General features: G+C 47.4%; 18 protein-coding genes. 12 read left to right on the top strand and 6 right to left on the bottom strand.

What is annotated here, in order from left to right; all coding sequences use genetic code 11:
* Nucleotides 1-45: 45 nt before the first annotated feature.
* Entirely contained in the window at nucleotides 46-1,185 is a 1,140-nt protein-coding gene (locus tag HF894_RS01045) for an acyltransferase family protein (protein WP_204970788.1), read from the top strand.
* 377 nt (nucleotides 1,186-1,562) lie between these two features.
* Here the strand turns inward: HF894_RS01045 and HF894_RS01040 are convergent, their stop codons facing one another.
* Both HF894_RS01040 and gdhA read right to left on the bottom strand, forming a co-directional pair.
* A complete protein-coding gene (locus HF894_RS01040) occupies nucleotides 1,563-2,726 on the bottom strand; it encodes a M24 family metallopeptidase (RefSeq protein WP_204970787.1) in 1,164 nt (387 codons plus the stop codon).
* 221 nt (nucleotides 2,727-2,947) lie between these two features.
* The gene (gdhA, locus tag HF894_RS01035; protein ID WP_021848009.1) at nucleotides 2,948-4,285 is read right to left on the bottom strand and encodes an NADP-specific glutamate dehydrogenase; all 1,338 of its coding nucleotides are present in this window, start codon (nucleotides 4,283-4,285) and stop codon (nucleotides 2,948-2,950) included.
* Nucleotides 4,286-4,557: 272 nt separating this feature from the next.
* On the opposite strand from gdhA, the gene HF894_RS01030 reads away from it, so the two are divergent.
* The 9 genes from HF894_RS01030 (at nucleotide 4,558) to menA (ending at nucleotide 18,459) form a co-directional block, all read left to right on the top strand.
* A complete protein-coding gene (locus HF894_RS01030; RefSeq protein ID WP_204970786.1) occupies nucleotides 4,558-7,527 on the top strand; it encodes a PEP/pyruvate-binding domain-containing protein in 2,970 nt (989 codons plus the stop codon).
* 588 nt (nucleotides 7,528-8,115) lie between these two features.
* A complete protein-coding gene (locus HF894_RS01025; protein WP_204970785.1) occupies nucleotides 8,116-8,889 on the top strand; it encodes a DUF4493 domain-containing protein in 774 nt (257 codons plus the stop codon).
* A gap of 41 nt (nucleotides 8,890-8,930) precedes the next feature.
* Complete coding sequence (locus HF894_RS01020) at nucleotides 8,931-10,244, top strand: DUF4493 domain-containing protein (RefSeq protein ID WP_204970784.1); 1,314 nt, start codon at nucleotides 8,931-8,933, stop codon at nucleotides 10,242-10,244.
* 5 nt (nucleotides 10,245-10,249) lie between these two features.
* Nucleotides 10,250-12,058 (top strand): PCMD domain-containing protein, encoded by a 1,809-nt coding sequence (locus tag HF894_RS01015; protein WP_204970783.1) that lies wholly within the window; start codon nucleotides 10,250-10,252, stop codon nucleotides 12,056-12,058.
* Between the two features lie 129 nt (nucleotides 12,059-12,187).
* Nucleotides 12,188-12,940: a hypothetical protein gene (locus HF894_RS01010; RefSeq protein ID WP_204970782.1), complete on the top strand. Its 753-nt coding sequence runs from the start codon at nucleotides 12,188-12,190 to the stop codon at nucleotides 12,938-12,940.
* A 4-nt stretch (nucleotides 12,941-12,944) separates the two neighbouring features.
* Entirely contained in the window at nucleotides 12,945-14,624 is a 1,680-nt protein-coding gene (locus HF894_RS01005; RefSeq protein WP_246593092.1) for a PCMD domain-containing protein, read from the top strand.
* Nucleotides 14,625-14,656: 32 nt separating this feature from the next.
* The gene (locus HF894_RS01000; protein ID WP_204970781.1) at nucleotides 14,657-16,834 is read left to right on the top strand and encodes a DUF4493 domain-containing protein; all 2,178 of its coding nucleotides are present in this window, start codon (nucleotides 14,657-14,659) and stop codon (nucleotides 16,832-16,834) included.
* A gap of 12 nt (nucleotides 16,835-16,846) precedes the next feature.
* On the top strand, nucleotides 16,847-17,548 hold the full coding sequence (locus HF894_RS00995; RefSeq protein WP_204970780.1) for a DUF4493 domain-containing protein: 702 nt from the start codon (nucleotides 16,847-16,849) through the stop codon (nucleotides 17,546-17,548).
* An 8-nt stretch (nucleotides 17,549-17,556) separates the two neighbouring features.
* Nucleotides 17,557-18,459: a 1,4-dihydroxy-2-naphthoate octaprenyltransferase gene (menA, locus tag HF894_RS00990; RefSeq protein ID WP_204970779.1), complete on the top strand. Its 903-nt coding sequence runs from the start codon at nucleotides 17,557-17,559 to the stop codon at nucleotides 18,457-18,459.
* A gap of 318 nt (nucleotides 18,460-18,777) precedes the next feature.
* Here the strand turns inward: menA and HF894_RS00985 are convergent, their stop codons facing one another.
* Nucleotides 18,778-19,269: a metallophosphoesterase family protein gene (locus HF894_RS00985; protein WP_021847999.1), complete on the bottom strand. Its 492-nt coding sequence runs from the start codon at nucleotides 19,267-19,269 to the stop codon at nucleotides 18,778-18,780.
* Between the two features lie 113 nt (nucleotides 19,270-19,382).
* Between HF894_RS00985 and HF894_RS00980 the strand changes: the two genes are divergently transcribed.
* Both HF894_RS00980 and HF894_RS00975 read left to right on the top strand, forming a co-directional pair.
* Nucleotides 19,383-21,437, top strand: coding sequence for an RNA degradosome polyphosphate kinase (locus HF894_RS00980; RefSeq protein WP_204970778.1), 2,055 nt, complete (start codon nucleotides 19,383-19,385; stop codon nucleotides 21,435-21,437).
* An 81-nt stretch (nucleotides 21,438-21,518) separates the two neighbouring features.
* Nucleotides 21,519-23,765: an inorganic phosphate transporter gene (locus HF894_RS00975; RefSeq protein ID WP_204968704.1), complete on the top strand. Its 2,247-nt coding sequence runs from the start codon at nucleotides 21,519-21,521 to the stop codon at nucleotides 23,763-23,765.
* Nucleotides 23,766-24,166: 401 nt separating this feature from the next.
* On the opposite strand, the gene rplI is transcribed toward HF894_RS00975, so the two are convergent.
* Genes rplI through rpsF form a run of 3 tightly spaced genes read right to left on the bottom strand, consistent with a single transcriptional unit; the run spans nucleotide 24,167 to nucleotide 25,251 of the window.
* Entirely contained in the window at nucleotides 24,167-24,616 is a 450-nt protein-coding gene (gene rplI, locus HF894_RS00970; protein ID WP_021847996.1) for a 50S ribosomal protein L9, read from the bottom strand.
* 15 nt (nucleotides 24,617-24,631) lie between these two features.
* The gene (rpsR, locus tag HF894_RS00965) at nucleotides 24,632-24,904 is read right to left on the bottom strand and encodes a 30S ribosomal protein S18 (protein WP_022020414.1); all 273 of its coding nucleotides are present in this window, start codon (nucleotides 24,902-24,904) and stop codon (nucleotides 24,632-24,634) included.
* 2 nt (nucleotides 24,905-24,906) lie between these two features.
* Nucleotides 24,907-25,251, bottom strand: coding sequence for a 30S ribosomal protein S6 (gene rpsF / locus HF894_RS00960; RefSeq protein ID WP_204970777.1), 345 nt, complete (start codon nucleotides 25,249-25,251; stop codon nucleotides 24,907-24,909).
* Between the last annotated feature and the right edge of the window lie 149 nt (nucleotides 25,252-25,400).

The following is a 25,400-nucleotide window of genomic DNA, read 5'->3' as shown; positions in this document are numbered from 1 at the left end:
CACCACAAATAACTCGAATTAACACAGAAAATAACATTATCACACATGAAAAACATTTCTTCCGCCGCTTTCAGCGACACCAAGCCCCATTATGAGCTACTCGATGGGCTGAGAGGAGTAGCCGCCCTGCTGGTTGTGTTCTACCACATATTCGAGGGGCTGTCCTTTGCCGCCGGAGGTACCCTCATTACCGTCATCAACCACGGTTATTTGGCCGTAGACTTCTTCTTCATCCTGTCCGGTTTCGTCATCGGCTATGCCTACGACGACCGGTTGGGCAAAAGCATGAGTCTGGGCAACTTCTTCAAGCGTCGACTGATTCGACTCCACCCGATGATTGTAATGGGAGCTGTGCTGGGTGTGGTATTCTATCTGTTGCAAGGCTCGGTGCAATGGGACGGCACCCACATCAGTCTTTCACTGGTAATGCTTGCCCTGCTCTGTGCCATGTTCTTCATTCCCGCCGCCCCGGGAGCCAGCTACGACATACGCGGCAACGGCGAGATGTTTCCGCTGAACGGTCCGAGCTGGTCGCTCTTCTTCGAATACATCGGTAATATCCTCTATGCGCTCTTCATCCATCGCCTGAGCAACAAGATGCTGGCCTTGCTGACCGTCCTGTCGGGAGTAGGTTTGGCTTGGTTCGCTCTGTTCGACGTGGTGGGATACGGCATGATCGGTGTAGGCTGGACACTGGACGGTGCCAACTTCCTGGGTGGCCTGCTGCGCATGCTCTTCCCCTTCACACTGGGTATGCTGCTTTCGCGCCACTTCAAGCCCGTCAAAATCAAGGGGGCCTTCTGGATTTGTACAGCCGTGTTGCTCGTACTGTTCTGCGTTCCTTATATAGAAGGAAAAGAGGGCATCTGCCTGAACGGTCTGTACGAAGTGTTCTGCATCTTCCTCGTGTTCCCGCTGCTGGTGTGGCTGGCCGCTTCCGGAAAGACTACAGACAAACATTCCACCCGGATATGCCGGTTTGCAGGCGACATCTCCTATCCGCTCTATGCCGTCCACTACCCCGTGATGTACCTGTTCTACTCTTGGCTCATCGAACACGAACACTATACGTTCGGCGAAGTGTGGCCCACGGCTCTCACCGTCTATGCAGGCAGCATCCTGCTGGCCTGGCTCTGCCTGAAACTTTATGATGAGCCTGTGCGCCGGTGGTTGAGCAAAAAGTGAGCTTCCACCAACCACTCATCTACCTACTTGCCTGATTATGTTCATTTTAGGTAGATGAGTGGCAGGCTATTGGTAAACATTACGCGGACAATTAAATAAATAGGCTGCCTTTAAAGGCAGCCTATTTATTTAATAATGTACAGAAAGTTTATACAAGCACTTATCACGCATCTACCTAAAACACTCAAAATCAACAGAGTAAGTAAATAGGACATAAATACAAAACTTCGATACCTACAAACCACTCTGACGCAGTACTTTCTCAGAGTGTCATGCAGTGCTTCCTCAGAGTGTAAGGAAGCACTGTATGAGAGGGTAACGAAGCACTGCATCAGCAGCTCACGAAGCACTGCATGACACCCCCAAACAACTGCCCGTCAAAGCTCGATGATTTCTTCGGGAGCGGTAGTCAGCTTCTCCAAGCCTTCGGCCGTCACTACCCAAGAGTTCTCGATGCCCAGCGGGCCGACTCCCGGCAATACGATTTTCGGCTCCAACGCAAAGACCATGCCTGGCTCCAATTCCTGCCAGATACGGGGAGCTATCACAGGAGCTTCATTGATTTCCAGTCCTATACCATGCCCGATAAACTTTGCCTTCTGTCCTACTCCCATGAAATAGTCAGCAAAACCAGCTTTTGTCACCATCTCAATGGCCTTGTTGTACAAGTCCTCGCAGATGACTCCCGGCTTGGCCATAGACGATACGGCTTCCTGTATCTCCAGACAGGTCTGATGGGCCGCATAAGCCTGTTCGCTCAATTTGCCGATGGAATATACACGGCTCATGTCACACATATAGCCATAGAAGTTGCCGCCCATATCCACCATGAAACTCTGTCCGGGCTGTATCAGTGTACCGTTGGGGCCACCGGGAAGCGAAGGATCCAGTCCAGCCCCTCCCAATGCAAAATCATAAGGAGAAGGAGTAGCGGCATTGTCGCCCGCCAGCAGGCTGCCCATGAATATCTCCATACTCTGACCGAACACACGGAAAATGCCGAGACAACCTTCCAGACGCATCAGCCGTTCGATCTCTATGGAAAGCTGGAGGTCGGTCATACCAGGCCGGTAGACCGACGGAATCTGTTCGTAGGCTTTGGCATGAGCTACGCCCGAGCGACGGAAAAATTCAATCTCCATCTCGGTCTTTGTAGCACGTGCCTGACGTATCAGCGAAGAGCCGCAAGAAACGACCTCAGTTTCAGGAAAGCAGGCTGCCAAGCGGTTGTATTCCCTGAAAGACAGTTCGTCCCCTTCCAGCATCAATTTCTGAGGTAACGGCAAGCCACACTCCTTAATCAGGTCAGGCAACTGTTCGGGTTTACGGATAGACATCACGTGTTCTCCCTCTATGGTATTGGGACGCTTCACGAACAAACGCGCAAAATCGTTCAACGGCAAGTACAAATAACCGCTGACCACGCGACCATATGTATAAATCAAATTGACATTGCAAGCAATAAGGGCAGCATCGATCCCCTGTTGAGCCATCAAAATGCGTATTTTATCACGTCTTTGTTTCAATTCTGGAAATAACATTTTCTTAGCTGTTTATGGTTTCTGCTTGCAAAGATAGTAATTTTAAGGAATAAGCATCACGCATCAAAAAGTAAGTTAACCTTTCATACGGACAGATAATCCGAAAATACCTACGAATAGGTATATTTCACTTCCTGACTAAAAACACTCTGCCCCGTACCTTCACAGGCACGGGGCAGCATAAACCACAAATACAAATACAACTAAACAAAGTTTCTCTCTTATATTATACCTTGACCCATCATGGCATGAGCAACTTTCATGAAGCCGGCGATATTCGCACCCTTCACATAGTTGATGTAACCATCAGGTTCTGTTCCGTATTTCACGCACTGTTCATGGATGCCGTGCATGATGGCATGCAACTTCTCGTCCACTTCAGCAGCGCTCCAGCTGAGGTGCATGGCATTCTGTGACATTTCCAGTCCGCTGGTAGCCACACCACCTGCATTGACAGCCTTACCCGGTGCATACATCATCTTGTGTTCGATGAAGAGGTCGATAGCCTCAGGCGTACATCCCATATTTGAGATTTCACCTACACAGAGCACATTGTTGTCTATCAGATGACGGGCATCGTCACCGTTCAATTCATTCTGGGTAGCACACGGCAGTGCGATGTCTACCTTCACTTCCCAAGGACGTTTGCCAGCCACGAACGTTGCACCCGGGAACTGTTCAGCATACGGTGCTACGATATCATTGCCCGATGCACGGAGCTCCAACATATAGTCGATCTTTTCACCGCTAATACCGTCGGGATCGTAGATGTAACCGTCCGGACCGGAGATAGTCACCACTTTGGCACCTAATTCAGTAGCTTTGGTAGCGGCACCCCATGCCACGTTTCCGAAGCCAGAAATAGCCACCGTCTTACCCTTGATGTCGATACCCTTGGTTTGCAGCATCTGGTTCACGAAATACAAGCCTCCGAAGCCTGTAGCCTCAGGACGAATCAGCGAACCGCCGAATTCCAATCCTTTACCGGTAAAGGTTCCTGTAAATTCACGGGTCAGTTTCTTGTACATACCGAACATATAGCCCACTTCGCGGCCGCCTACACCGATATCACCGGCAGGCACATCCATATCGGGACCTACATGACGCCATAACTCCAACATAAAGGCCTGGCAGAAACGCATGATTTCAGCGTCGCTCTTGCCACGGGGAGAGAAGTCCGAACCACCCTTACCACCACCCATAGGCAGCGTCGTCAGGGCATTCTTGAACGTTTGCTCAAATCCCAGGAACTTCAGGATAGACAAGTTGACCGAAGCATGGAAACGGATACCGCCTTTGTACGGGCCAATGGCATTGTTGAACTGCACGCGATAACCCAAGTTGGTCTGCACTTCACCTTTGTCGTCCACCCAAGTGACACGGAACGTGAAGATACGATCGGGTTCCACCAGACGTTCAATAATCTTTGCCTTTTCGAATTCAGGATGCTGATTGTAGATATCTTCGATAGAAAGAAGTACTTCCTTTACGGCTTGAAGATACTCAGATTCGCCGGGATGCTTTGCCTCCAAAGAGGCCATGATACGTTCAATATTCATAATATTACGTTTTAAAAAGGTTCTATCAATGGTTCACTCGCTGCCAGCTGAACAAATTGTCAACTAACAACACTGCAAATATAGCTATTCTTTTCAAACATCCTAAATTTTAAGACGAAAAAATAAGCAAATAATAATAAAATGTCATTTAACATCTAATATATAATACGTTTTTCCCCGCACGCTGTCCTTCAGCCCTCCGAAATACCTTTTCGCTTTTTTGCATATCCCAAGAAAAAGCCCGATTTTTGTCCTACTAATTTTGGAAAAACATGCTCAGCAAACTGAAACTCAATCTGCTTTATCTGAAGGATACGCAGTTCGCCAACCTGATGACCCGCCGTATCTTCAACGTACTTCTGATAGCCAACCCCTACGATGCCTTCATGCTCGAAGACGACGGTCGCATCGACGAAAAGATATTCAACGAGTATACCTCGCTGTCTCTGCGCTACCCGCCGCGCTTCACGCAAGTCAGTACCTGCGACGAGGCATTGACGCAGCTGAAAAACATGACCTACGATCTCATCATCTGCATGCCGGGTACGGGCGACAATGAGGGCTTCGACGTGGCACGCACCATCAAAGCGGCATGGCCAAGCATTCCGATGGTCATCCTGACCCCTTTCAGCCACGGCATTACCAAGCGCATCGCCAACGAAGACCTCAGCGCTTTCGAATATGTATTCTGCTGGCTGGGCAATACCGACCTGCTCGTGTCCATCATCAAGCTGATCGAAGACAAGATGAACCTCGACCATGATGTCAAGGAGGTAGGCGTACAAGCCATCCTATTGGTAGAAGACAGCATCCGGTTCTATTCCTCCCTGCTGCCCAACCTTTACAAGTTTGTGCTGAAGCAAAGCCAGGAGTTCAGTACTGAAGCACTGAACGCCCACCAACGTACCCTGCGTATGCGTGGACGTCCCAAAATCGTACTGGCCCGAAATTACGAAGAAGCCATCTCTATCTATAATAAATATAAGAATAACATTCTCGGCGTGGTGACTGACGTCCGCTTTCCGCGTACCGAACGTGGCGAAAAAGACGGCATGGCCGGCATACGCCTCTGCGCCGCCATACGCGAGCAAGACCCGTTTGTGCCACTCATCATCCAGTCGTCCGAAACGGAAAACATGACCTACGCCTCCAAGTACGGTGCCGCCTTCATCGACAAGAATTCCAAGAAAATGGACGTCGACCTGCGCCGCATCGTATCCGACAACTTCGGCTTCGGCGACTTCATCTTCCGCAACCCCGATACCATGGAAGAGATCGCCCGTGTAAAGAACCTGAAGGAACTGCAAAATATCCTGTTCGCCGTGCCCTCAGAATCATTCTTCTATCACATCAGCCGCAACCACATCAGCCGCTGGCTTTACTCGCGTGCCATGTTCCCCATCGCCGAATTCCTGAAACCCATCACCTGGAATACCTTGCAGGACGTGGATGCCCACCGCCAGATCATCTTCGAAGCCATCGTCAAGTACCGCAAGATGAAGAACCAAGGCGTGGTGGCCGTCTTCAAGCGCGACCGCTTCGACCGCTACTCCAACTTTGCCCGCATCGGCGAAGGTTCGCTGGGAGGCAAGGGCCGCGGCCTGGCTTTCATCGACAATCTGGTAAAGCGCCATCCCGAGTTCGAGGAATTCGACAACGCCCGTGTAGCCATTCCCAAGACCGTCGTGCTCTGTACCGACGTGTTCGACGAGTTCATGGAGACCAATAACCTCTACCAAGTAGCCCTGTCGGATGCGGACGACAACACCATCCTGCGCTATTTCCTCAAGGCCAAGCTGCCCGACCGCCTGGTCGAGGACTTCTTCACCTTCTTCGACGTGGTGAAGTCGCCCATCGCCATCCGTTCGTCGTCGCTGCTCGAAGACTCGCACTACCAGCCCTTTGCCGGCATTTACAATACGTACATGATTCCCTACCTGGACGACAAGTACGAGATGCTCCGCATGTTGAGCGACGCGATCAAGGGTGTTTACGCCTCCGTCTACTTCCGAGACTCCAAAGCCTACATGCAGGCCACGAGCAACGTCATCGACCAGGAGAAGATGGCCGTCATCCTCCAGGAAGTAGTCGGCAACCAATACGGTCCCCGCTTCTATCCCAGCATGTCCGGCGTGGCACGCTCGCTCAACTACTATCCCCTGGGGGACGAAAAGGCCGAAGAAGGTATCGTCAATCTGGCACTCGGATTGGGTAAGTATATCGTAGACGGCGGCCTGACACTCCGTTTCTCGCCTTATCACCCCACCAAGGTATTGCAGACCAGCGAAATGGAGATAGCTCTTCGCGAGACACAGACCCGTTTCTATGCCCTCGACCTGAGCAACTGTGGCCACGACTTCTCTATCGACGACGGGTTCAACCTGCTGAAGCTTCACGTCAAGGAAGCCGAGAAAGACGGTGCACTCAACTACATCGCCTCGACCTACGACCCCTACGATCAGATTATCCGCGACGGTCTGTATCCGGGCGGACGCAAGGTCATCACTTTTGCCAACATCCTGCAGCACGACGTCTTCCCCCTGCCGCGCCTCCTGCAACTAGCCCTGAAATATGGCCAGGAAGAGATGCGCCGCCCCGTGGAAATCGAGTTTGCCGCCACACTGAGCCGCGAAAAAGACAAGACTGGCACCTTCTACCTGCTTCAGATACGTCCCATCGTGGACAACAACGCCGTGCTCGACGAAGACCTCACCGCCATCCCCGACGACCGTCTGCTGCTTCGCTCCTACAACTCGCTGGGCCATGGCATCATGAACGACCTCTATGACATCGTTTATGTGAAGACAGATCACTACAGTGCCTCGAACAATCAGAAAATAGCTTGGGAAATCGAGAAACTCAACCAGCAGTTCCTCGACGAGGGACGCAACTACGTACTGGTAGGTCCCGGCCGCTGGGGAAGCAGCGACACGTGGCTGGGCATCCCCGTGAAGTGGCCCCACATCAGTGCAGCCCGCGTCATCGTGGAAGCCGGCCTGACCAACTATCGCGTAGATCCCAGCCAGGGTACACACTTCTTCCAGAACCTGACATCGTTCGGCGTGGGCTATTTCACCATCAATGCCTACATGAACGACGGAATCTACAACCAAGACTTCCTCAACGCCCAGCCCGCCCTGCACGAAACAGAATTCCTGCGTCACGTCCGCTTCGAACGGCCCATGACCGTCAAAATGGACGGCAAGAAGAAACAAGGTGTCGTGCTGATGCCGGAAATCTGAGGCATCTTTCCAGTGAAGTTTCACCGTAAAACCCTAAGAAGCAGCATCTTATTGTGAAATCAAATCCTCGTGAAAGAATATATCTTTCACGAGGGTGAAATTTCTGGTTTCACCGAAAGTTCTACATCTACAGCCGATTGTATGCCGTGTGAAGGATTGAAAGCATATTCAGCATCATCGGTTAATTCCAATATCACGCTCTACCGGCAAGCCATTACGAGCAACACACAAACCGTGTTTAACATGACGGAAACAAACATCCACTTAACGGACATAACTATGGACTTGGCGAGCGTAACTATGAACTTGACGGACGTAACTATGGACTTGGCAGTCGCCACTTTCCAAGTACAATCTTAAAAAAGCAACACTAAAAGTCGTTTATACCTTTTTTTTGTTCCATAATTCTTAAAAAAAGAACCTTTCTTCCTTAAAAATGACCTTGTGAGCCTCACAAATTATCTGTTACTTTGCACCCGAAAAATTGTGAGATTACGAGAGCGAATGCAGCGACATTCCATTTCAGACTCGTACTCTTTAATATCAATGATACATAAAACAAAGTTAGTATATAAAAACATGAATGCAATGAAAAAATTATTGGGAGGCCTCCTGTCATGCATCCTCGGAGGATGGCTGCTGACGGCCTGTACCTCGGATGACGACCTCCAGCAAATTCCTGAAGGAAAAGGATATGTAAAACTGGCGCTGAACACAAATACTGGGTTCCAGACCAAGGCGGTGGATGAGTCCTACTACAGTAAAAAAGAAAATTACACGGTAACCATCACAAAAAGCGGAGAAAGCGTTCCCGTGCAACAATGGAAATACAACGAAATTCCTGAATTCACAGAACTGGCAAACGGCACTTATACCATGTCCGCCATTTGCGGTGATAGTACAAAAGCTGTCTATACAGACGATCTTTGCGTTTTAGGATACAAATCGTTCACCGTGAAAAACGATTCGGTGAATGTAGAAGTAGCCTGTAAGCCCAATTCTGCTCGTGTAAATATTGCATTTGACGAAAAGATGGACGAATACTTCTCTGAATACGAAGTGAGAATCAAAACAGCCGCACAAAACGGTTCCGTTTATCCCTGGGAAAAAGAGACAACAGGCCCTGTCTATTTCAAGGTAAAACAGAACGAGTCTGTCGAAATGACTATCAAACTGACGCCGAAGAGTGGTATCGGTGCTGAAACATCCATCAAAAAATCCTATACGCTGAGTCCCGCAGACGCCATGAAGATGACCCTCACACCTGTAGTCGGTTCGGGTAACCTGACCATCACCATCGAAATAGATGAGACCGTCATTGAGCATCCAGTGGACATCGAAGTCCCCTCCGACTGGGTATAAACAAACTTATCACAGAACATCCTAAATAAGTAATCAAAAAGATGAAAGCAATCAATAAATGGGCGTTGGCCGTAACTTTGTTGGCCGGATTGTCATCGTGCGAAATGAAAGACGAGATTCTAGGGAAAGATCCGTTGACGGGCGACACTGGAATCCTGAGCCTGTACGTGGAAACGGGCAAGACAACCAAGGGAACCACCGATCAAGTAGATCAGTTCCCTGTAACCATTACCGGTACAGACGTAGAATATACCAAGAAATTCGATAGCTATGCCGAACTGAAACAAGCCGGTGATGTTACGCTTCCCGTAGGTACATACACCATCGAAGCCTGTTCACCGGGAGAATTCAAAAGCGAAATGAGCGAACCGTTCTATGGCGGAAAGTTAGAAAACGTAAAGATTGTGAAAGGCCAGACAGCCGAGACCTCAGTGGTTTGTACGATGCAGAACGTCAAAATATCGATCAGCCTCACCGAAGAGTTCCTGGCTACGTACCAAGACTGGACCATTAACGTGACAGACAAAAACGGACACATCAAAACCTATACGAAAGCCGCAGACGGTGAAACTCCTGCTCCTGTCTATTGGAAAATGGACGAAAGCGTGGAAACCATCTACATCAATGGAACAGCCAAAACGAACGGAGGTGAAGATGTTACTATTTCAGGCACAGCCAAGAAATCCAACTTACCGGAATATGAAGAAGGCGACGACACCTCTTTCGTAGGAGGCGACGAACTGAAAATCGAATTCAGCCCTGTAAAAGTAGAGGGTTCTACGCCGGGTATTCTGGAAGAAGGTATTCAGATAACCATCACCATGTTCAACTCCGAAAAGAACGAAAACGTAGAGATTACCGTTGATCCGGGTACGGAAGGTGGTGACACGGAAGAGCCCGGAACAGGCGAAGATGGTGGCGATGAAGGAGAAGGAAATGAAAAAGCTCCCACTATTGATTTACCTGCAGACTTTTCGTATTCAGAAAGTACTGGAGACGGTAAACCAGCAAGTGCTGACGCATGGCTCAAAACACCTGCGGGATTAAAGAGTGCAATTGTCAAGATTGAAACTACAAGTCCTGCATTTGAAGCTACATTAGAAGATGTCGATATGGGAGGAAATCTGCTTGAAGGAGTAGAACTGGTGAATAATACCGGTATTGATGATCTCTTTACCGGAGTAGGACTGGAAGACCGTTCACCGAAACCGGGAGTAACAGAATACAAGTTCCCTGTCGGAGCATTCTTTACGTTCTTAGATATGTTTCCTGGTACACATAAGTTTCACATCACTTTGACAGATAACGAAGATGTAACTGTAAGCGATGTGTTAACCATCACTATAACTGAATAACAAAGATGAAAAAGCTATATACTATCTTAACAGCCTGTCTTCTCCTTGCTTACCTTGGTTCGTGCCAAAACGAGGAAACGGAGCAGAAAGCCGTCGGCTACCTGATGCTGCAAGTGGGTACGGATAAAACGACCCTTACCAAGACAGAAGATACATACAACCCCAAACAGATTGCCGTCAAGATTGTAAACTCCGCAGGCAAAACAGTAAAAGAGACGGATGACTGCACTACTTGGACTGAAGCCATTGAGCTGCCCGTAGGTACTTACACCATCGAGGCCTCTTCTGCTGGATTTGACGGAAAGACGGCAGGATGGGACAAGCCCTATTATGCCGCTAAGGAAACCGTAGACATTAAAATGAATACTAATACCAGCAAAGAGATTGTCTGCAAGCTGGCTAATGTATTAGTAACCGTAGAATTTAGCGACGATTTCAGAGCCGCTTTCCAGAGCGCCGTGGTTGGCGTCTCAGACAAAAGCAACAGTGACAACAAAGTGACTTTCGAGATGCGCCAAGCCAGCGAAACAGGTAAGGCTTATTTTCCTGTGACAGACTTGATATCCAACCTGACTGTATCCAACTACAAAGGTGAATTGCACAGCAAGAAAGATACCATCACCGGCATCAAAGCCCAAGAGAACGTCATCCTGCGTTATCGCATTGCATCCAGCGGTTCGTCGAACATCGGCGTTACTGTAGACGACGCCACGAAGACGTATACTTACACCATCGGTGTACCTGTGACTGCTACCAGCACCCTCGTAGCCTCGGCCAATGCCTGGAGCACCTTTGCTTACCTCACCGGCGAAGTCCCCTCGTTTGCCGACGTCTTCGACCAAAGTAAATTGGAGTTCCAATACAAGACAGCCGATGCCGCCGAATGGACTAAAGTTGCAACCGAGATGACCGTAGAGGAAAAGGACAAGAAATTCGCTACCCGTCTTACCGGCCTGACGCCTGCCACGGCCTACCAATGCCGCCTCTACTACAACGACGGAAGCGAGGAGGGCATCACGAGCGAAACGGTGGACTTTACTACGGAAGCCCAAACTCCGTTGCCTAACGGCAACCTGGACAGTTGGTACAAGAGCGGAAAGACTTGGTATCCAGTAACGGAAAACGATTACAATGTTTCCGGTTCTTTCTGGGATTCCAGTAATCCGGGTACAACCACAGGAGCAGGCGCTTTAGTTAATAAAAATCCGACGCAAGGTAACAGTACAACAGTACATACAAGCGGAGGCCAATCTGCTGAACTGAAATCCCAATATGCTAGTGCTTTTGGTATTGGTAAATTTGCAGCCGCCAGTCTGTACACAGGTAAATTCAATTCATTGGTAGGTACTAACGGTGCGAAAATTGATTTCGGACAGCCCTTTGTATCTCGCCCTACTGCTCTGCATGGTTGGTTTAATTATACCAGCGGTAAAATAGATTATCGTGGAGGAAACACACCGGAAGGCTTAGGAGAGAAAGGTTCGGATGATCTTTGTTCCATCTACGTAGCTTTATCAAAGAAACAAAAGCAGGTAGACAACACAAATACCGAAACGTTCCTTGATTTGAAGAATGATACGGACATCATTGCGTATGGTCAATTGTCTGATGCGGAAGCCGTAACTACCAATGGCTGGAAAGAATTCACTTTGAATTTCAAGTACAAGACTTTGGAACCATTGGAGACATATTACTTAATCATTGTTTTCTCGGCTAGCAAGTACGGTGATTATTTCACAGGAAGTACAAATAGTGTCATGTACGTTGACGACCTTGAACTGATTTACGGTGATACCCCGGTAATGTCGGAATAAAAATCCTATCTTTGCAAACTCACCCCAAGGGGTTAGAAGCCTATTCTGTAACAGGAAATGGTTTCTAACCCCTTCAGTGGGAAATAATCAGACTCAAATATTATAGAAGTAATTCTTATAGAAGAATAGATGAAGAAAAAAACAATTCTGCTAATGTTGCTGGCGGTCGTGACGACCGCCAACGCATGGGCCCAGCGAGGAAAACGGGCCATCGAACGAATAGACCGTGATGTACAGACACGCGTATTCATCCCCAAAGGTACATGGATGGCAGGAGGAACTGTCTCCTATTCCGAGCACGAACAGGACAACCTGAACTTCCTTGTCATCAAGGACGTCGAAGGAAATGGTTACGACTTCAGCATCAGCCCCTACATCGGCTACTTCTTCCGCAACAACATGGCTGCAGGTATCCGTTTTGCCTACAATCGTGATTATCTTGACTTAGGTAATTTTGACCTAAACCTTGGCGAAGATTTTAATATCAGTCTAAAAGACATCTATTATTTGGAACATAAATACGAAGTATCCGGTTTCTTTCGTTCGTATATTCCCGTAGGCCGTAGCAAAGTATTCGGTCTTTTTAACGAAATGCGTCTCACCTACGGTTATGGCGAAGGAAAAAACTCTACTGGCTCGGGAACCACATATGATGGCACATACCAGACCGTACAGAATTTCCAAATTGGTTTTGCACCGGGGCTGACAGCCTTCATCACCAACTGGGCAGCAGCCGAAGTATCGGTCGGCGTGATGGGTTTCGACTTCAAGTGGACCGACCAGAAGACCAACCAGGTGGAAACGGGTAAACGCCGCGTCTCCTCCGGTAACTTCAAGATAAACCTCTTCTCCATCAATCTCGGAATGACTTTCTACCTCTGACGATATGAAACGAATGATCCAACAACACCTAACCCGCATACTTGGCATGCTGGCACTGACGGCCGGCATTCTCACATCCTGCGCTATCGAAAACGACATTCCCTACCCCATCATAGAAGCCTCCATCGAGTCGATGACTGTGGAAGGCCAACGGGGAGCGGATCAGAACACCTTTACTGCCGCCACCATCAACAAGTCGGCACGCACGGTAACCCTCTACGTGAACGACGGTGTAGACATCTCCCGCCTGCAAATCCTCAGCCTGAAGACTACTGCTGGGGCAGAACTTGTGGTGGATGATCCCAATGTATGCGAAGACTACTCGAAATTCCCTACGTCCGGATTCGCTTCGCTAGACAGCATCCCATTGTCATCCAACACACACGTAGACTTCTCGCAACCTGTTACCTTCACCCTGCGCACGTACCAAGACTATCAGTGGAAAGTAACAGTAAATCAAATTATCCAGCGTGACATCGAAATAGATGGTATGACAGACTATGTAATCGATACAAATACTCGTTCTGTTATCATCTATGTTGATCCTGAAACTGACCGTACAAATCTGAACGTAAAGAAACTGAATTTGGGCGGTGAATACGGACGAGTTTCGCCTGACCCAACCCTACAGAAAGACTATTCAAAGCCCTCTACCTTCAACGTCAGCTGTTCGTGGGAAGAATATTCTTATGAATGGACCGTTTATGTCTACCCAGACAGCGGTGAAAGTAGTAGCAGTTCGACCGAAGCTTTCGCTATGACTACCCGCGCCACCGTGAACGGAAAGATACAAAGTGGTAAGACTCCTGTAGTGGAATACCGTAAAGAAAGTGAGACGTCGTGGATCACTGTACCATCAGCCAATGTCAACGTTTCAAGCAATACTTTCAGTGCTACACTGACAGGGCTAAGCGCTTCTACCACGTACAAATATCGCATTAATGTAGACGGCTCAATAGGTAGCGAACAATCTTTTACCACAGCCACTGCTACACCCTTAGAAAATGGTAGTTTTGATGAATGGTCGTCCGAAGCTGCTGCCAATGGAACTTTATGGCAACCTTGGTCCACTTCTTCCTTTTGGGATACAGGAAATAGAGGCGCTACAACAATAGCAGACAGTAACAGCGTACCGACCTCTGAAACATGCAACGGATCTGGTAAGGCAGCTTCACTTGAAACTAAATGGGTCGTGATGAAACTAGCTTCCGGTAACATCTTCACGGGTTCTTATGTACGTACAGATGGTACGAATGGAGTTCTAAGCTTCGGTCGTGAATTCAAATCCTTTCCTTCCAAATTACGCATCAACTATAAATATACTTCTGCCACAATAGACAAGATCGGTGAAGACGCATTAGAATATCTAAAAGGTCGACCAGACTCCTGCCATATTTACATTGCCTTGGCTGACTGGAATCAACCGCTTGAGATACGTACCCGTCCCAGCGAACGTCAGCTGTTTGACAAGAACGACTCTCATGTTATAGCCTACGCAGAATACATAAGCGGAAATTCTGACAGCCAATATCAACAAAAAGATTTGGTATTGAACTATCGCTATACCAATCGTACCCCTAAATACATACTAATAGTAGCGTCTGCTAGTAAATATGGTGATTATTTCACGGGAGGAGTAGGAAGCAAGTTATTGGTAGATAACTTTGAATTGATTTATGACTGATTCATCCTTATAAACAAGCGAGTAATAAAACAATGAAATATATCAAGTCAATCTATATCGGACTGGTAGGTTTGCTGATGACAGCCTGCCAGACGGAGCAGTGGGAAGCCTCGCAAGGCAGCTTGTGCATCACCCTTGCCGAAGATGTCAGTATAAGTACCAAAAGTACACCTGCCGAACAGGGAAAACCGACAGCAGAGAGGTTTACCCTGAATATTGTCAAAGAAAGTACTGGTGAAAATACCTACAACGGCATATATAAACAAACGATTCCCGCCTCTACAGGTGCATACACCGTAACAGCCACTTATGGCACAAATCTTGCCATTGCCCTCGACTCCCCTTATTACAAAGGAGAAGAGACCGGTGTGGAGGTTGAAGTAAATCAGTCTACCCCAGTAACCCTGACATGCAAGGTGGCCAACGCATTGGCATCCGTCATTTATGGAGAGGGACAGATAGACAAATTCGATGAGCTATTCTCCACCTACGGTGTGGAAGTCAAAGTAGGCAACAGCAGCGTAACCATCGGACGTAATGGCTCTACCACACAGAGTGCTTACTACCGTGCCGGTTCCACTCCCACTTTCACTTTTAAAGGAACGCTGAAAGAAAATAACCAAAACGTCAGCATGGAGATTACCTCAGACAAACTGACGGCCGACGCTTTCCAAGCAGGACAGCATTGCAAACTTACCTTGTCGTTGAAACCTACTACAGCCGGTGCCATCATCACTGTGGAGAAAGTGGAAGTGGAGACGGTTACCATTTCGGAAACGATACCAGTAGAGTGGCTACCAAAGCCGAAAGTAAATGGTTTTAATGATGGTCAGACAAGTCTGACATATACAGAAACAGACAATGCAATTCCTGCGCAATTGACATTCACAGGTTCCCAAGCCATTCAAGATGTCGAATTTTCATTTGATTTTCAAGATACGCAAGAAAAGTTCCAAGCACTAAACCATAAAACGTTTGTACTGAGTCAACTATCTGAAGAAGATCGCAACTTATTGGATGCCGCATTTATTATTCTACCAAACTTGGACGGAACAAATAGTGGCCAGTTTGATTTCACAACCATGACCAGCAGTCTACAAACTTTAGCAGGAGGAACAGAAGCTGTCAATACCATCAAAGTTCGTGTCAAGGCAAACAATCGATGGAGCAGTGAAGAACCGACCATTTATGAAATCAGGACAATAAAACCAGAATTCACTGTAAATGCTTATCCTGGCAATATTTGGACAAAAGAGTTTACCATGAATGCCCTGATGAAAGAACAAGTTACCAGTGGTGACTACAGCAAACTAAGCACAAATATGACTTACCAATATAGCACCAATGGTATTGAATGGATTGATTTAGGAGAAGATTTATGCCAAACTGGCTTAACCCCTAAAACAACCTACTATATCCGTGGATTATATCGAGGAGAGATTGCGAGTGAAGTCGCAGAAGTGAATACTTATCCGATTATTGAGCTTGAAAATGGAGGATTGGAAGGAGCCTATATTACAACCGGCTCAGATGGTAAAATAGGCCAAAATAGAGGTGCCCGTTATGCCTGGGAAGGATGGGCTACAACCAACCCACTAACAACACCCAATTGCCATGCTGCTGCTTATGCACATAATTCAAGATCGGGAGTAAGACCAACAACAGACAAGCCATCGTCATCTGAAGGAATAGATGCTGTCAGAATCATTACAACTGGATATGGATATGGAAGTACTTATAACAAATTAAACAATTTCATACACAGCGAATTATTTTTAGGAACAGAACCTGAAGAAGAAAATGACAATCGTTCTTACGGAATATCATATATTTCACATCCAAGTGGCATCGGATTTTACTATAAATGTATTTCAAACATAGGCAATGATTTATCTGAAGCACGAGTAGAGCTATACCATAATGACACATTATTGGGAAGTGGTATTTTTCAAACTGGAGCAACAAATTCCTATGAATATAAAATATTGCCTATTAATTATATAAAAGAGAACAGTATTATAAAATTAGAGCCTAATAAAATTGTCATTATTTTTAAATCCGGTACAAAAGAAGATTTATCTCAATCAGATTTAAAAAAGATGTTTGGTAGTGATAGTTTTATTACAGGTAATACTAATACAACTGCTGATTGTATGTGGAGAGGAAATGAACTTTTTATCGACGACATCTCCCTCATCTATGACAAATAATATACTGAATTTATGAAACAGACACTCTATACTTTACTTAGCATCTTCCTGCTCATCAGCTGCCAGCAGGAAGATATCCTGTCGGAACAAGAAAAAAAAGGATACCTTCAATTGACGAATTTATCCCTTGTATCGCCGACCATAGAAAGCGTGCAAACCCGTGCTGTGGACACAGACTTATATATAGAAATTCTTTCAGAAACAGAACCGATAAAAAGTTATGAACCTGGACAGTTTCCACAAGAAAAAATCGAACTGGAAGCAGGCGAATATACCCTAAAGGCATATAACGACGCTTATAAGAACAAGACAGCCAATACTCCGCAATATTACATGGAAACGACTTTCACCATCCAAGCGGAAAAAGTGACTTATCCTACCATATCTGTACCGATGGTCAATGTCGGCATCAGCCTGGCAACACTGTCCGACGAGCTTCAAGGATTGTTTAATGACGTTGAACTTTCGTTCTATACGACAAATGAACAAACTGTAACAGTCCTTCAACCCGGAGAAACTGTTTACATGGACTATGCCGAATACATGACCTTTACCTACACGCTGACTGCAACGAATGCAGATAACGAAACCTTCACAACAGAAAAGAAGACCTATGGAAATGTGGAAGGAGAAAAGGTAGAACCGGGACATTGCTACGTCATCAACTATTCCCTGGCTTCGCCCACTCAACTCAAAACAACCGTAAATCCATAACAGTCTCTATGCACCCCAACTCCCCCCAAGCCTGGCTCCTCGCCGCCCGCCCCAAGACGCTGACGGCCGCCCTTATCCCCGTGATATTGGGCAGTGCACTGGCCTTTGCCGACCGGCAATTCCAGACAGAGGAAGCGGTGCTATGCCTGCTGTTCGCCTGCCTGATGCAGGTGGCAGCCAACTTTATCAACGACCTGTTCGACTTTCGGAAAGGCAGCGACCGCAGTGACCGCCTTGGCCCCCAAAGGGCTTGTGCCGAGGGATGGATTACACCGTATGCCATGACCATCGGCATCGGTGTCGTGCTGGCACTGGCTTGTGCATGCGGACTCGGCGTATTGTACTTCGCCTGGGGAAATCTGCCGCACGGCGGATGGGAACTGGTGCTGCTGGGCATACTGTGCTTGCTGTTTGCGTTTCTCTACACCACGGTGCTCTCCTACAAAGGCTGGGGCGACGTACTGGTACTGGTGTTCTTCGGCTTCGTGCCCGTAGGCGGAACCTACTACGTACAGGCAGGGCAAGTGAACTGGGACGTATGCCTGCTGTCGCTCGTATCGGGACTGGTCATCGACACATTGCTGATGGTGAACAACTACCGCGACCGCGAACAGGACCGGATCAGCGGGAAACAGACATTGGTCGTGAGGTACGGAGAACGGTTCGGAGCAGGTATGTACCTAGGACTGGGACTGGCAGCCGTCGCCATTTGTGCCGGCCTGGTCTTTACCGGACGGCTCACGTGGCCGGAATTTATCTGGGCACCGTGCATCTACCTCTACCTGCACACCCTGACGTGGCGTAAGATGATAGAAATTAAGGAAGGCAAAGAACTGAACCGCATATTGGGCGAGACCTCACGCAACATGCTGTTCATGGGACTGCTGCTCTGCGCGGCACTGGCCTCCTGACTTTTCAGCCTAATTTTCCCTCATCAAATTGTTAATGAAGTCCGCAAAAATGATAAAGCATGTTATAAAACACACCTTTTTTCTTGCATTATTTGTAGATTTCCAGAAAACCCGTACCTTTGCAATGTGTTTTTCATAGTATTAGATTTAAGGTTAACAAAGGTTGGGCTCAGCGGAGCCCTTTTTTTATGCCCATAAGCGGCCACCCCGACAGCCTTAGCCTCTTCCTGAGAAACCGGGAAAGCAGGCAGAGAATTCCCCAGTTGGCAAAACATTTTTCTCCAGTCAGCAAAAAATTTTTTCCCAACTGAAGAAAAATTATCCGGCCAGTTCCACAACTTCCAGATCCTTGAAAACACCGTCCTCGATAACAAAGCGCACCAACGTACGCACTTTGTGGAAACCATACTTGCCTGCCGCACCGGGATTGATGTGGAGCAGATCGAGCGTTTTGTCATACTTCACCTTCAGGATGTGCGAATGTCCGCTGATAAACAGCTTTGGGGGACGCGTCAGAATGCTACCAGCAATCGAAGGATCGTACTTGCCGGGATAGCCGCCAATGTGTTTCATCAGCACTTCGGCTCCTTCTATCCGAAAACGGAGAGTCTGCGGATAGAGCCGGCGGATATCCTGACCGTCAATGTTGCCATACACCGCCCGAAAGGGACGGAAAGCAGCCAAACGTTCGGCCACTTCGAGTGAACCGATGTCGCCCGCATGCCAGATTTCATCGCACGGTTCGAAATATTGCAGGTATTTCTCGTCCCAATAGCCGTGTGTATCAGATAACAAACCTATTTTTATCATCTTTTCATTTGTTTTTGTCTGCAAAGTAAGTACATTTGTGATACATTCGCAAAAGAAGAAAACGTTATTCGACACCGTGCCGACGTTTCTTCCGCGCCCTAAATCTACAAATTATGGAATACCAATTCTTCAAACGAGACATCAGTTGGCTATCCTTCAACTACCGCGTCCTGCTCGAGGCGGACGACGACTCACTGCCGCTGTACGAACGCATTAACTTTATCTCCATCTATTCGTCGAACCTTGAAGAATTCTACAAGATACGTGTAGCCGACCACAAGGCTATCGCTACCGGCAAGACACCCGAAGACGACGAAAGCGTACAATCTGCCATCGAACTGGTGGATGAAATCAACCGGGAAGTGAACCGACAACTGGAAGACCGTATCCGCATCTACGAGACCAAAATACTGCCTGCCCTGCGCAAACATCACATCATCTTCTATCAAAGCCGACAGGTAGAAGATTTTCATCAGGAGTTTGTCAGCCGCTTCTTCCGCGAAGAGATTTTCCCTTATCTGGCTCCCGTACCGGTGACCAAAGACCGGATTATCTCCTTCCTGCGCGACAACCGCCTCTACCTGGCAGTACGCCTCTACCAAAAGGATATGCCGGATGCAAAGCCGGAGTACTTCGTAATGAAGCTGCCCTACAGCAAGGTACCCCGCTTCATCGAACTGCCGAAAAAGGGGAAAGACTACTACCTGATGTTCATCGAAGACATCATCAAAGCCAATCTGACGACTATCTTCTCAGGCTATCGGGTGGACAGCAGCTATTGCATCAAGATTTCGCGCGACGCGGATATCCTGATAGACGATGCCGCAAGCAGCAACGAAATCATCGAACAACTGAAAACGAAAGTCAAAAAACGAAAGACTGGTGCTGTGTGTCGCTTCGTCTACGATCGTGCCATGCCAGCCGATTTCCTGGAATTTCTGGTAGACGCTTACCGGATAGACCGTAACGAACTGGTGCCGGGCGACAAACACCTCAACCTGGAGGACCTCCGCCACCTGCCCAACCCGAACCCGAATCTGAAGCCTATCCAGAAGCCGCAGCCCATGAAACTGAATTGCCTGAACGAACGGGAATCGATATTCGATTACGTCGAGCAACGGGACTTGCTGCTGCACTACCCCTACCATTCGTTCGAACACTTCATCCACTTCCTCTACGAAGCTGTCCATGAACCGACGGTAAGGGAGATTATGGTGACACAATACCGTGTAGCTGAAAATTCGGCCGTCATCAATACCCTGATTGCAGCGGCGCAAAATGGAAAGAAAGTCACTGTTTTCGTAGAACTGAAAGCCCGTTTTGATGAAGAAAACAATCTGGCTACGGCAGCCATGATGGGAAAGGCGGGTATCCGCATCATCTACAGCATACCTAAACTGAAGGTGCATGCCAAAGTGGCACTCATACTACGCAAAGATCCGGCAGGCCATAAACTCACCAGCTACGCCTATATCAGTACCGGAAACTTCAACGAAAAGACAGCCACGCTCTATGCCGACTGCGGGCTCTTCACCTGCAATGCGGTCATCGTGAACGACCTGTACAATCTTTTCCGTACCCTGCAAGGCAAAAGGAAGGCACCAGTTTTCCACCGTTTGCTCGTGGCACGCTTCAACCTCATCCCCGAACTGAACCGACTGATTGACCGGGAAATAGCCTTGGCCAAAGCCGGAAAGGGAGGACGTATTATCCTGAAGATGAATGCGCTACAGGATCCGGTGATGATAAGCCGCCTGTACGAAGCATCGGAAGCCGGCGTAGAGATAGATCTCATCGTGAGAGGCATCTGCTGCCTCATTCCCGGACAAGCATACAGCCGGCACATCCGTGTGACGCGCATTGTGGATACATTTCTGGAACATGCGCGCGTCTGGTACTTCGGTAACGGCGGAAAGCCACAGCTCTTCCTCGGTTCGCCCGACTGGATGCGCCGTAACCTCTACCGACGGATTGAAGCGGTGACACCTGTGCTCGACAAAAGACTGAGACAGGAATTGACCGATATGCTTCATATCCAACTGGCTGATAAGCGCAAAGCATGTTTTGTGGACGAGGAGTTAAAAAACCGATGGAAATCACCTCATCCACAGACCGAAAAGGTACGAGCGCAATATGCTTTTTATGAATACTTGAAATCTCGTTTGTAACACGATTGTAACATATATGACAAGTATGTGTAACAGAAAAAACCGTCCTTTGCATCCGAATAAAAATTCACTATAATTTATATGGAAACTATCTATCTAGGAATTGTAATTTTCCTGTTCGTCCTGGCCATATTCGATTTGGTGGTGGGCGTAAGCAACGATGCCGTCAACTTCTTGAACTCTGCTATCGGAGCCAAGGCGGCATCTTTCAAGACTATCATCTTCATTGCAGGCGTAGGAGTCTTCATCGGTGCGGCACTCAGCAACGGTATGATGGACATAGCCCGACACGGCATCTATCAACCGCAACACTTCTACTTCGCGGAGATCATGTGTATTCTACTGGCCGTCATGTTGACGGACGTCGTCCTATTAGACGTATTCAACACGATGGGTATGCCAACCTCGACTACCGTTTCAATGGTATTCGAGCTGCTGGGAGGTACTTTTGCATTATCACTTATCAAGGTTTACAGCAGCGAAGGAACTTTGGGATTAGGCGATCTGATCAATACAGATAAAGCCCTTTCCGTCATCATGGCCATCTTCGTGTCGGTAGCCATTGCGTTTTTCTTCGGTATGCTGGTACAATGGTTGGCACGTATCGTCTTCACGTTCAACTACAAGAAGCACATGAAGTATAGTATCGGCATTTTCGGAGGTATAGCCGCTACGAGCATCATCTACTTCATGCTGATAAAAGGACTGAAGGACAGTTCCTTTATGACTCCCGAATACAACCATTGGATACAAGCGCACACGCTGGAACTGGTGGGTGCCTTTTTCGTGTTCTTCACCGTCCTGATGCAGGTGCTCCACATCTGCAAGGTGAACGTTTTTAAGGTTGTTGTGCTGATGGGTACGTTTGCCTTGGCATTGGCTTTTGCAGGAAATGACCTGGTGAACTTCATCGGTGTGCCTTTGGCCGGTTATTCTTCGTTCCTGGATTACACGGCCAACGGACAAGCCGCAGGTCCCAACGGTTTCCTGATGACTTCTTTACTTGGTTCCGCACAAACCCCTTGGTATTTCCTGTTAGGTTCGGGTGCAGTCATGGTCATTGCCTTAGCTACTTCGAAGAAAGCCCACAACGTCATCAAGACTTCCGTAGACTTGTCCCGCCAAGACGAGGGTGAAGAGAACTTCGGTAGTACGCCAATCGCCCGCACACTGGTACGTTTCAGCATGACACTTGCCACCGGCATCTCAAAAATAACTCCCGAAAGCACCAAACGCTGGATTGATACCCGTTTCCGCAAGGACGAAGCTATCATAGCCGACGGAGCCGCCTTCGACATGGTGCGCGCTTCTGTCAATCTGGTACTGGCCGGACTACTCATCGCGTTGGGTACTTCACTGAAATTGCCCCTATCTACTACCTATGTAACCTTCATGGTAGCCATGGGTAGCTCATTAGCTGACCGTGCTTGGGGACGTGACTCTGCCGTTTTCCGTATTACGGGCGTGTTAAGTGTCATTGGCGGATGGTTCATCACCGCGGGAGCCGCTTTCACCTTCTGCTTCTTCGTGACCTTATTCATCCATTATGGCGGCACAGTAGCTATTATCCTGCTGATAGGTGTGGCCGTATTCCTGCTAATAAGAAGCCAGATAATGTTCAAAAAGCGCAAGGCTAAAGAGAAAAAAGACGAAACTTTAAAACAACTATTGAGCAGTTCCGATAACGCTGAAATCCTGCGCCTGTTGCAGACGCATACCCGTGAGGAGCTTGGCAAGATATTGGCGTTTACCGAAGAGAACTTCGAGCGCATCTCCACTTCTTTCCTACATGAAAATCTGCGCGGCCTGCGCCGCTCCATGGGCTCGGTAAAGTTTGAGAAACAGCTCATCAAGCAAATGAAACGAACAGGTACACTGGCCATGAGCCATCTGGACAATAACACCATCTTGGAGAAAGGGCTCTACTATTATCAGGGAAATGACTTCGCCAGTGAACTGGTATACAGTGTAGGCCGCTTGTGCGAACCTTGCTTGGAGCATGTGGACAACAACTTTAAACCGCTGGATGCTATCCAAAAAGGCGAGTTCGCAGATGTTACGGAAGGCATCACCTACCTTCTGCAAGTATGCCGCAGCCGTATCGAAAATAATAATTACGATGACATGGATACAGATATCCGTAAAGCTAATGAGCTGAACGGCCAACTGGCTCATCTGAAACGCGAGGAGTTGCAACGCATACAGAGCCATACAGGCAGTATCAAAGTAAGCATGGTCTACCTGACCATGGTACAAGAAGCCCAAAACGTTGTAACTTATGCCAGCAACTTGCTGAAGGTAAGCCGGAAGTTCCAGGCAGAAGAATAAAGGAAACAGTTTCCTTTCCTTAACGAGAGGAAATATCTAAACAGAGCGGAGGATCCGAATACGCATTGACGTTTCGAGATCCTTCGCTCTGTTTTTATATCCTGGAGATTTCAGTATTTACCCTGATCATATTCAGACTGTAAAAACATATCAAAGTAAGAGTTAAGCCCTTGCAAGCATAAACTAAGCGAACAAAACAGAAAGACGGAACAAGCTCTCTAATACCACAACCGTAAACACCTACATTAGCGACGTAAAGTGGCACTTGAGCCGCGTAAAGAGGGACTTTAGCAGTCTAAAGAGCAACTTTAGAAATGCAACAAAAATATCCTGGATTATGATACAAAAAAAAGAGCGCACATCAAAGATGCACGCTCTCGCAATTTTTATAGAAAGTTTTATCAAGCTTCTTCTGCAACTACTTCGAAAGGAATTTCTACAGAAACTTCTTTGTGCAGTTTAACAACTGCTTTGTAGTGACCAACTTCCTTCACAGCGTCTTTTACAACGATGATCTTACGATCAATATTGTGACCCAATTTTGCCAACTCATCAGCAATCTGAATGCTTCCTACAGAACCGAAAATAGTACCTGTGGAGCTTACCTTTGTGGCAATAGTCAGAGAAACGCCTTCCAGCTTTGCAGCCAATTCTTCGGCATCTTTTTTAATTTTCTCCAACTTGTGAGCACGCTGCTTCAGTTCTTCCGCCAACATCTTTTTTGCAGACGGAGAAGCGATAACGGCCTTACCGGTAGGGATGAGGTAGTTGCGACCATAACCGGACTTTACAGTCACGATGTCGTTCTTATAACCCAAGTTTATTACGTCTTCTTTCAATATAATTTCCATACTATCTCCTCCTTATTATTTCATCATGTCAGTTACATAAGGCAGCAATGCCAAGTGACGGGCTCTCTTAACAGCTTGAGCCACACGACGCTGATACTTCAAAGAAGTACCTGTAATGCGGCGGGGAAGAATTTTACCCTGTTCGTTCAGGAATTTCTTCAGGAACTCAGGATCTTTGTAATCGATGTACTTGATACCGCTCTTTTTGAAACGGCAGTATTTTTTCTTCTTAACGTCTACTGAGGGCGGAGTTAAATATCTGATCTCTGATTGAACTTGTTGTGCCATGATTAATCCTCCTTTTTAGTTGATTTTACACTTCTTCTTTTTGCAGCGTATTCGGCAGCATACTTGTCTTGTTTGAAAGTCAAGAAGCGGATTACACGCTCGTCACGACGGAAGTTAACTTCCAATTTCTCGATTACAGAAGGTTCTGCATCGAACTCAATCAGCTGATAGAAACCTGTAGACTTCTTCTGGATAGGATAAGCCAGCTTCTTCAGTCCCCAGTTCTCTTCATTTACAATCGCAGCACCTTCAGCAGTAAGGATGCCTTTGAATTTCTCTACCGCTTCCTTCATCTGAACGTCAGACAAAACGGGAGTTAAAATGAAAACGGTTTCGTAATGATTCATACTCGTTTGATTAAATAAATTTAGTTGATTTAAAAATTGCGGTGCAAAGGTAGGCATTTTATTTTGAACTACAAACATTTAATATTTTTTTATTCGTCAATGTAGGATTTATCAGGCAAGAAAACTACCTTTGCAAGGTTGTTTAAACA

The organism is Caecibacteroides pullorum, assembly GCF_019239235.1.
GTDB classification, from domain to species: Bacteria; Bacteroidota; Bacteroidia; order Bacteroidales; family Bacteroidaceae; genus Bacteroides; species Bacteroides pullorum.
This window is presented reverse-complemented; position numbering and strand designations above follow the sequence as displayed.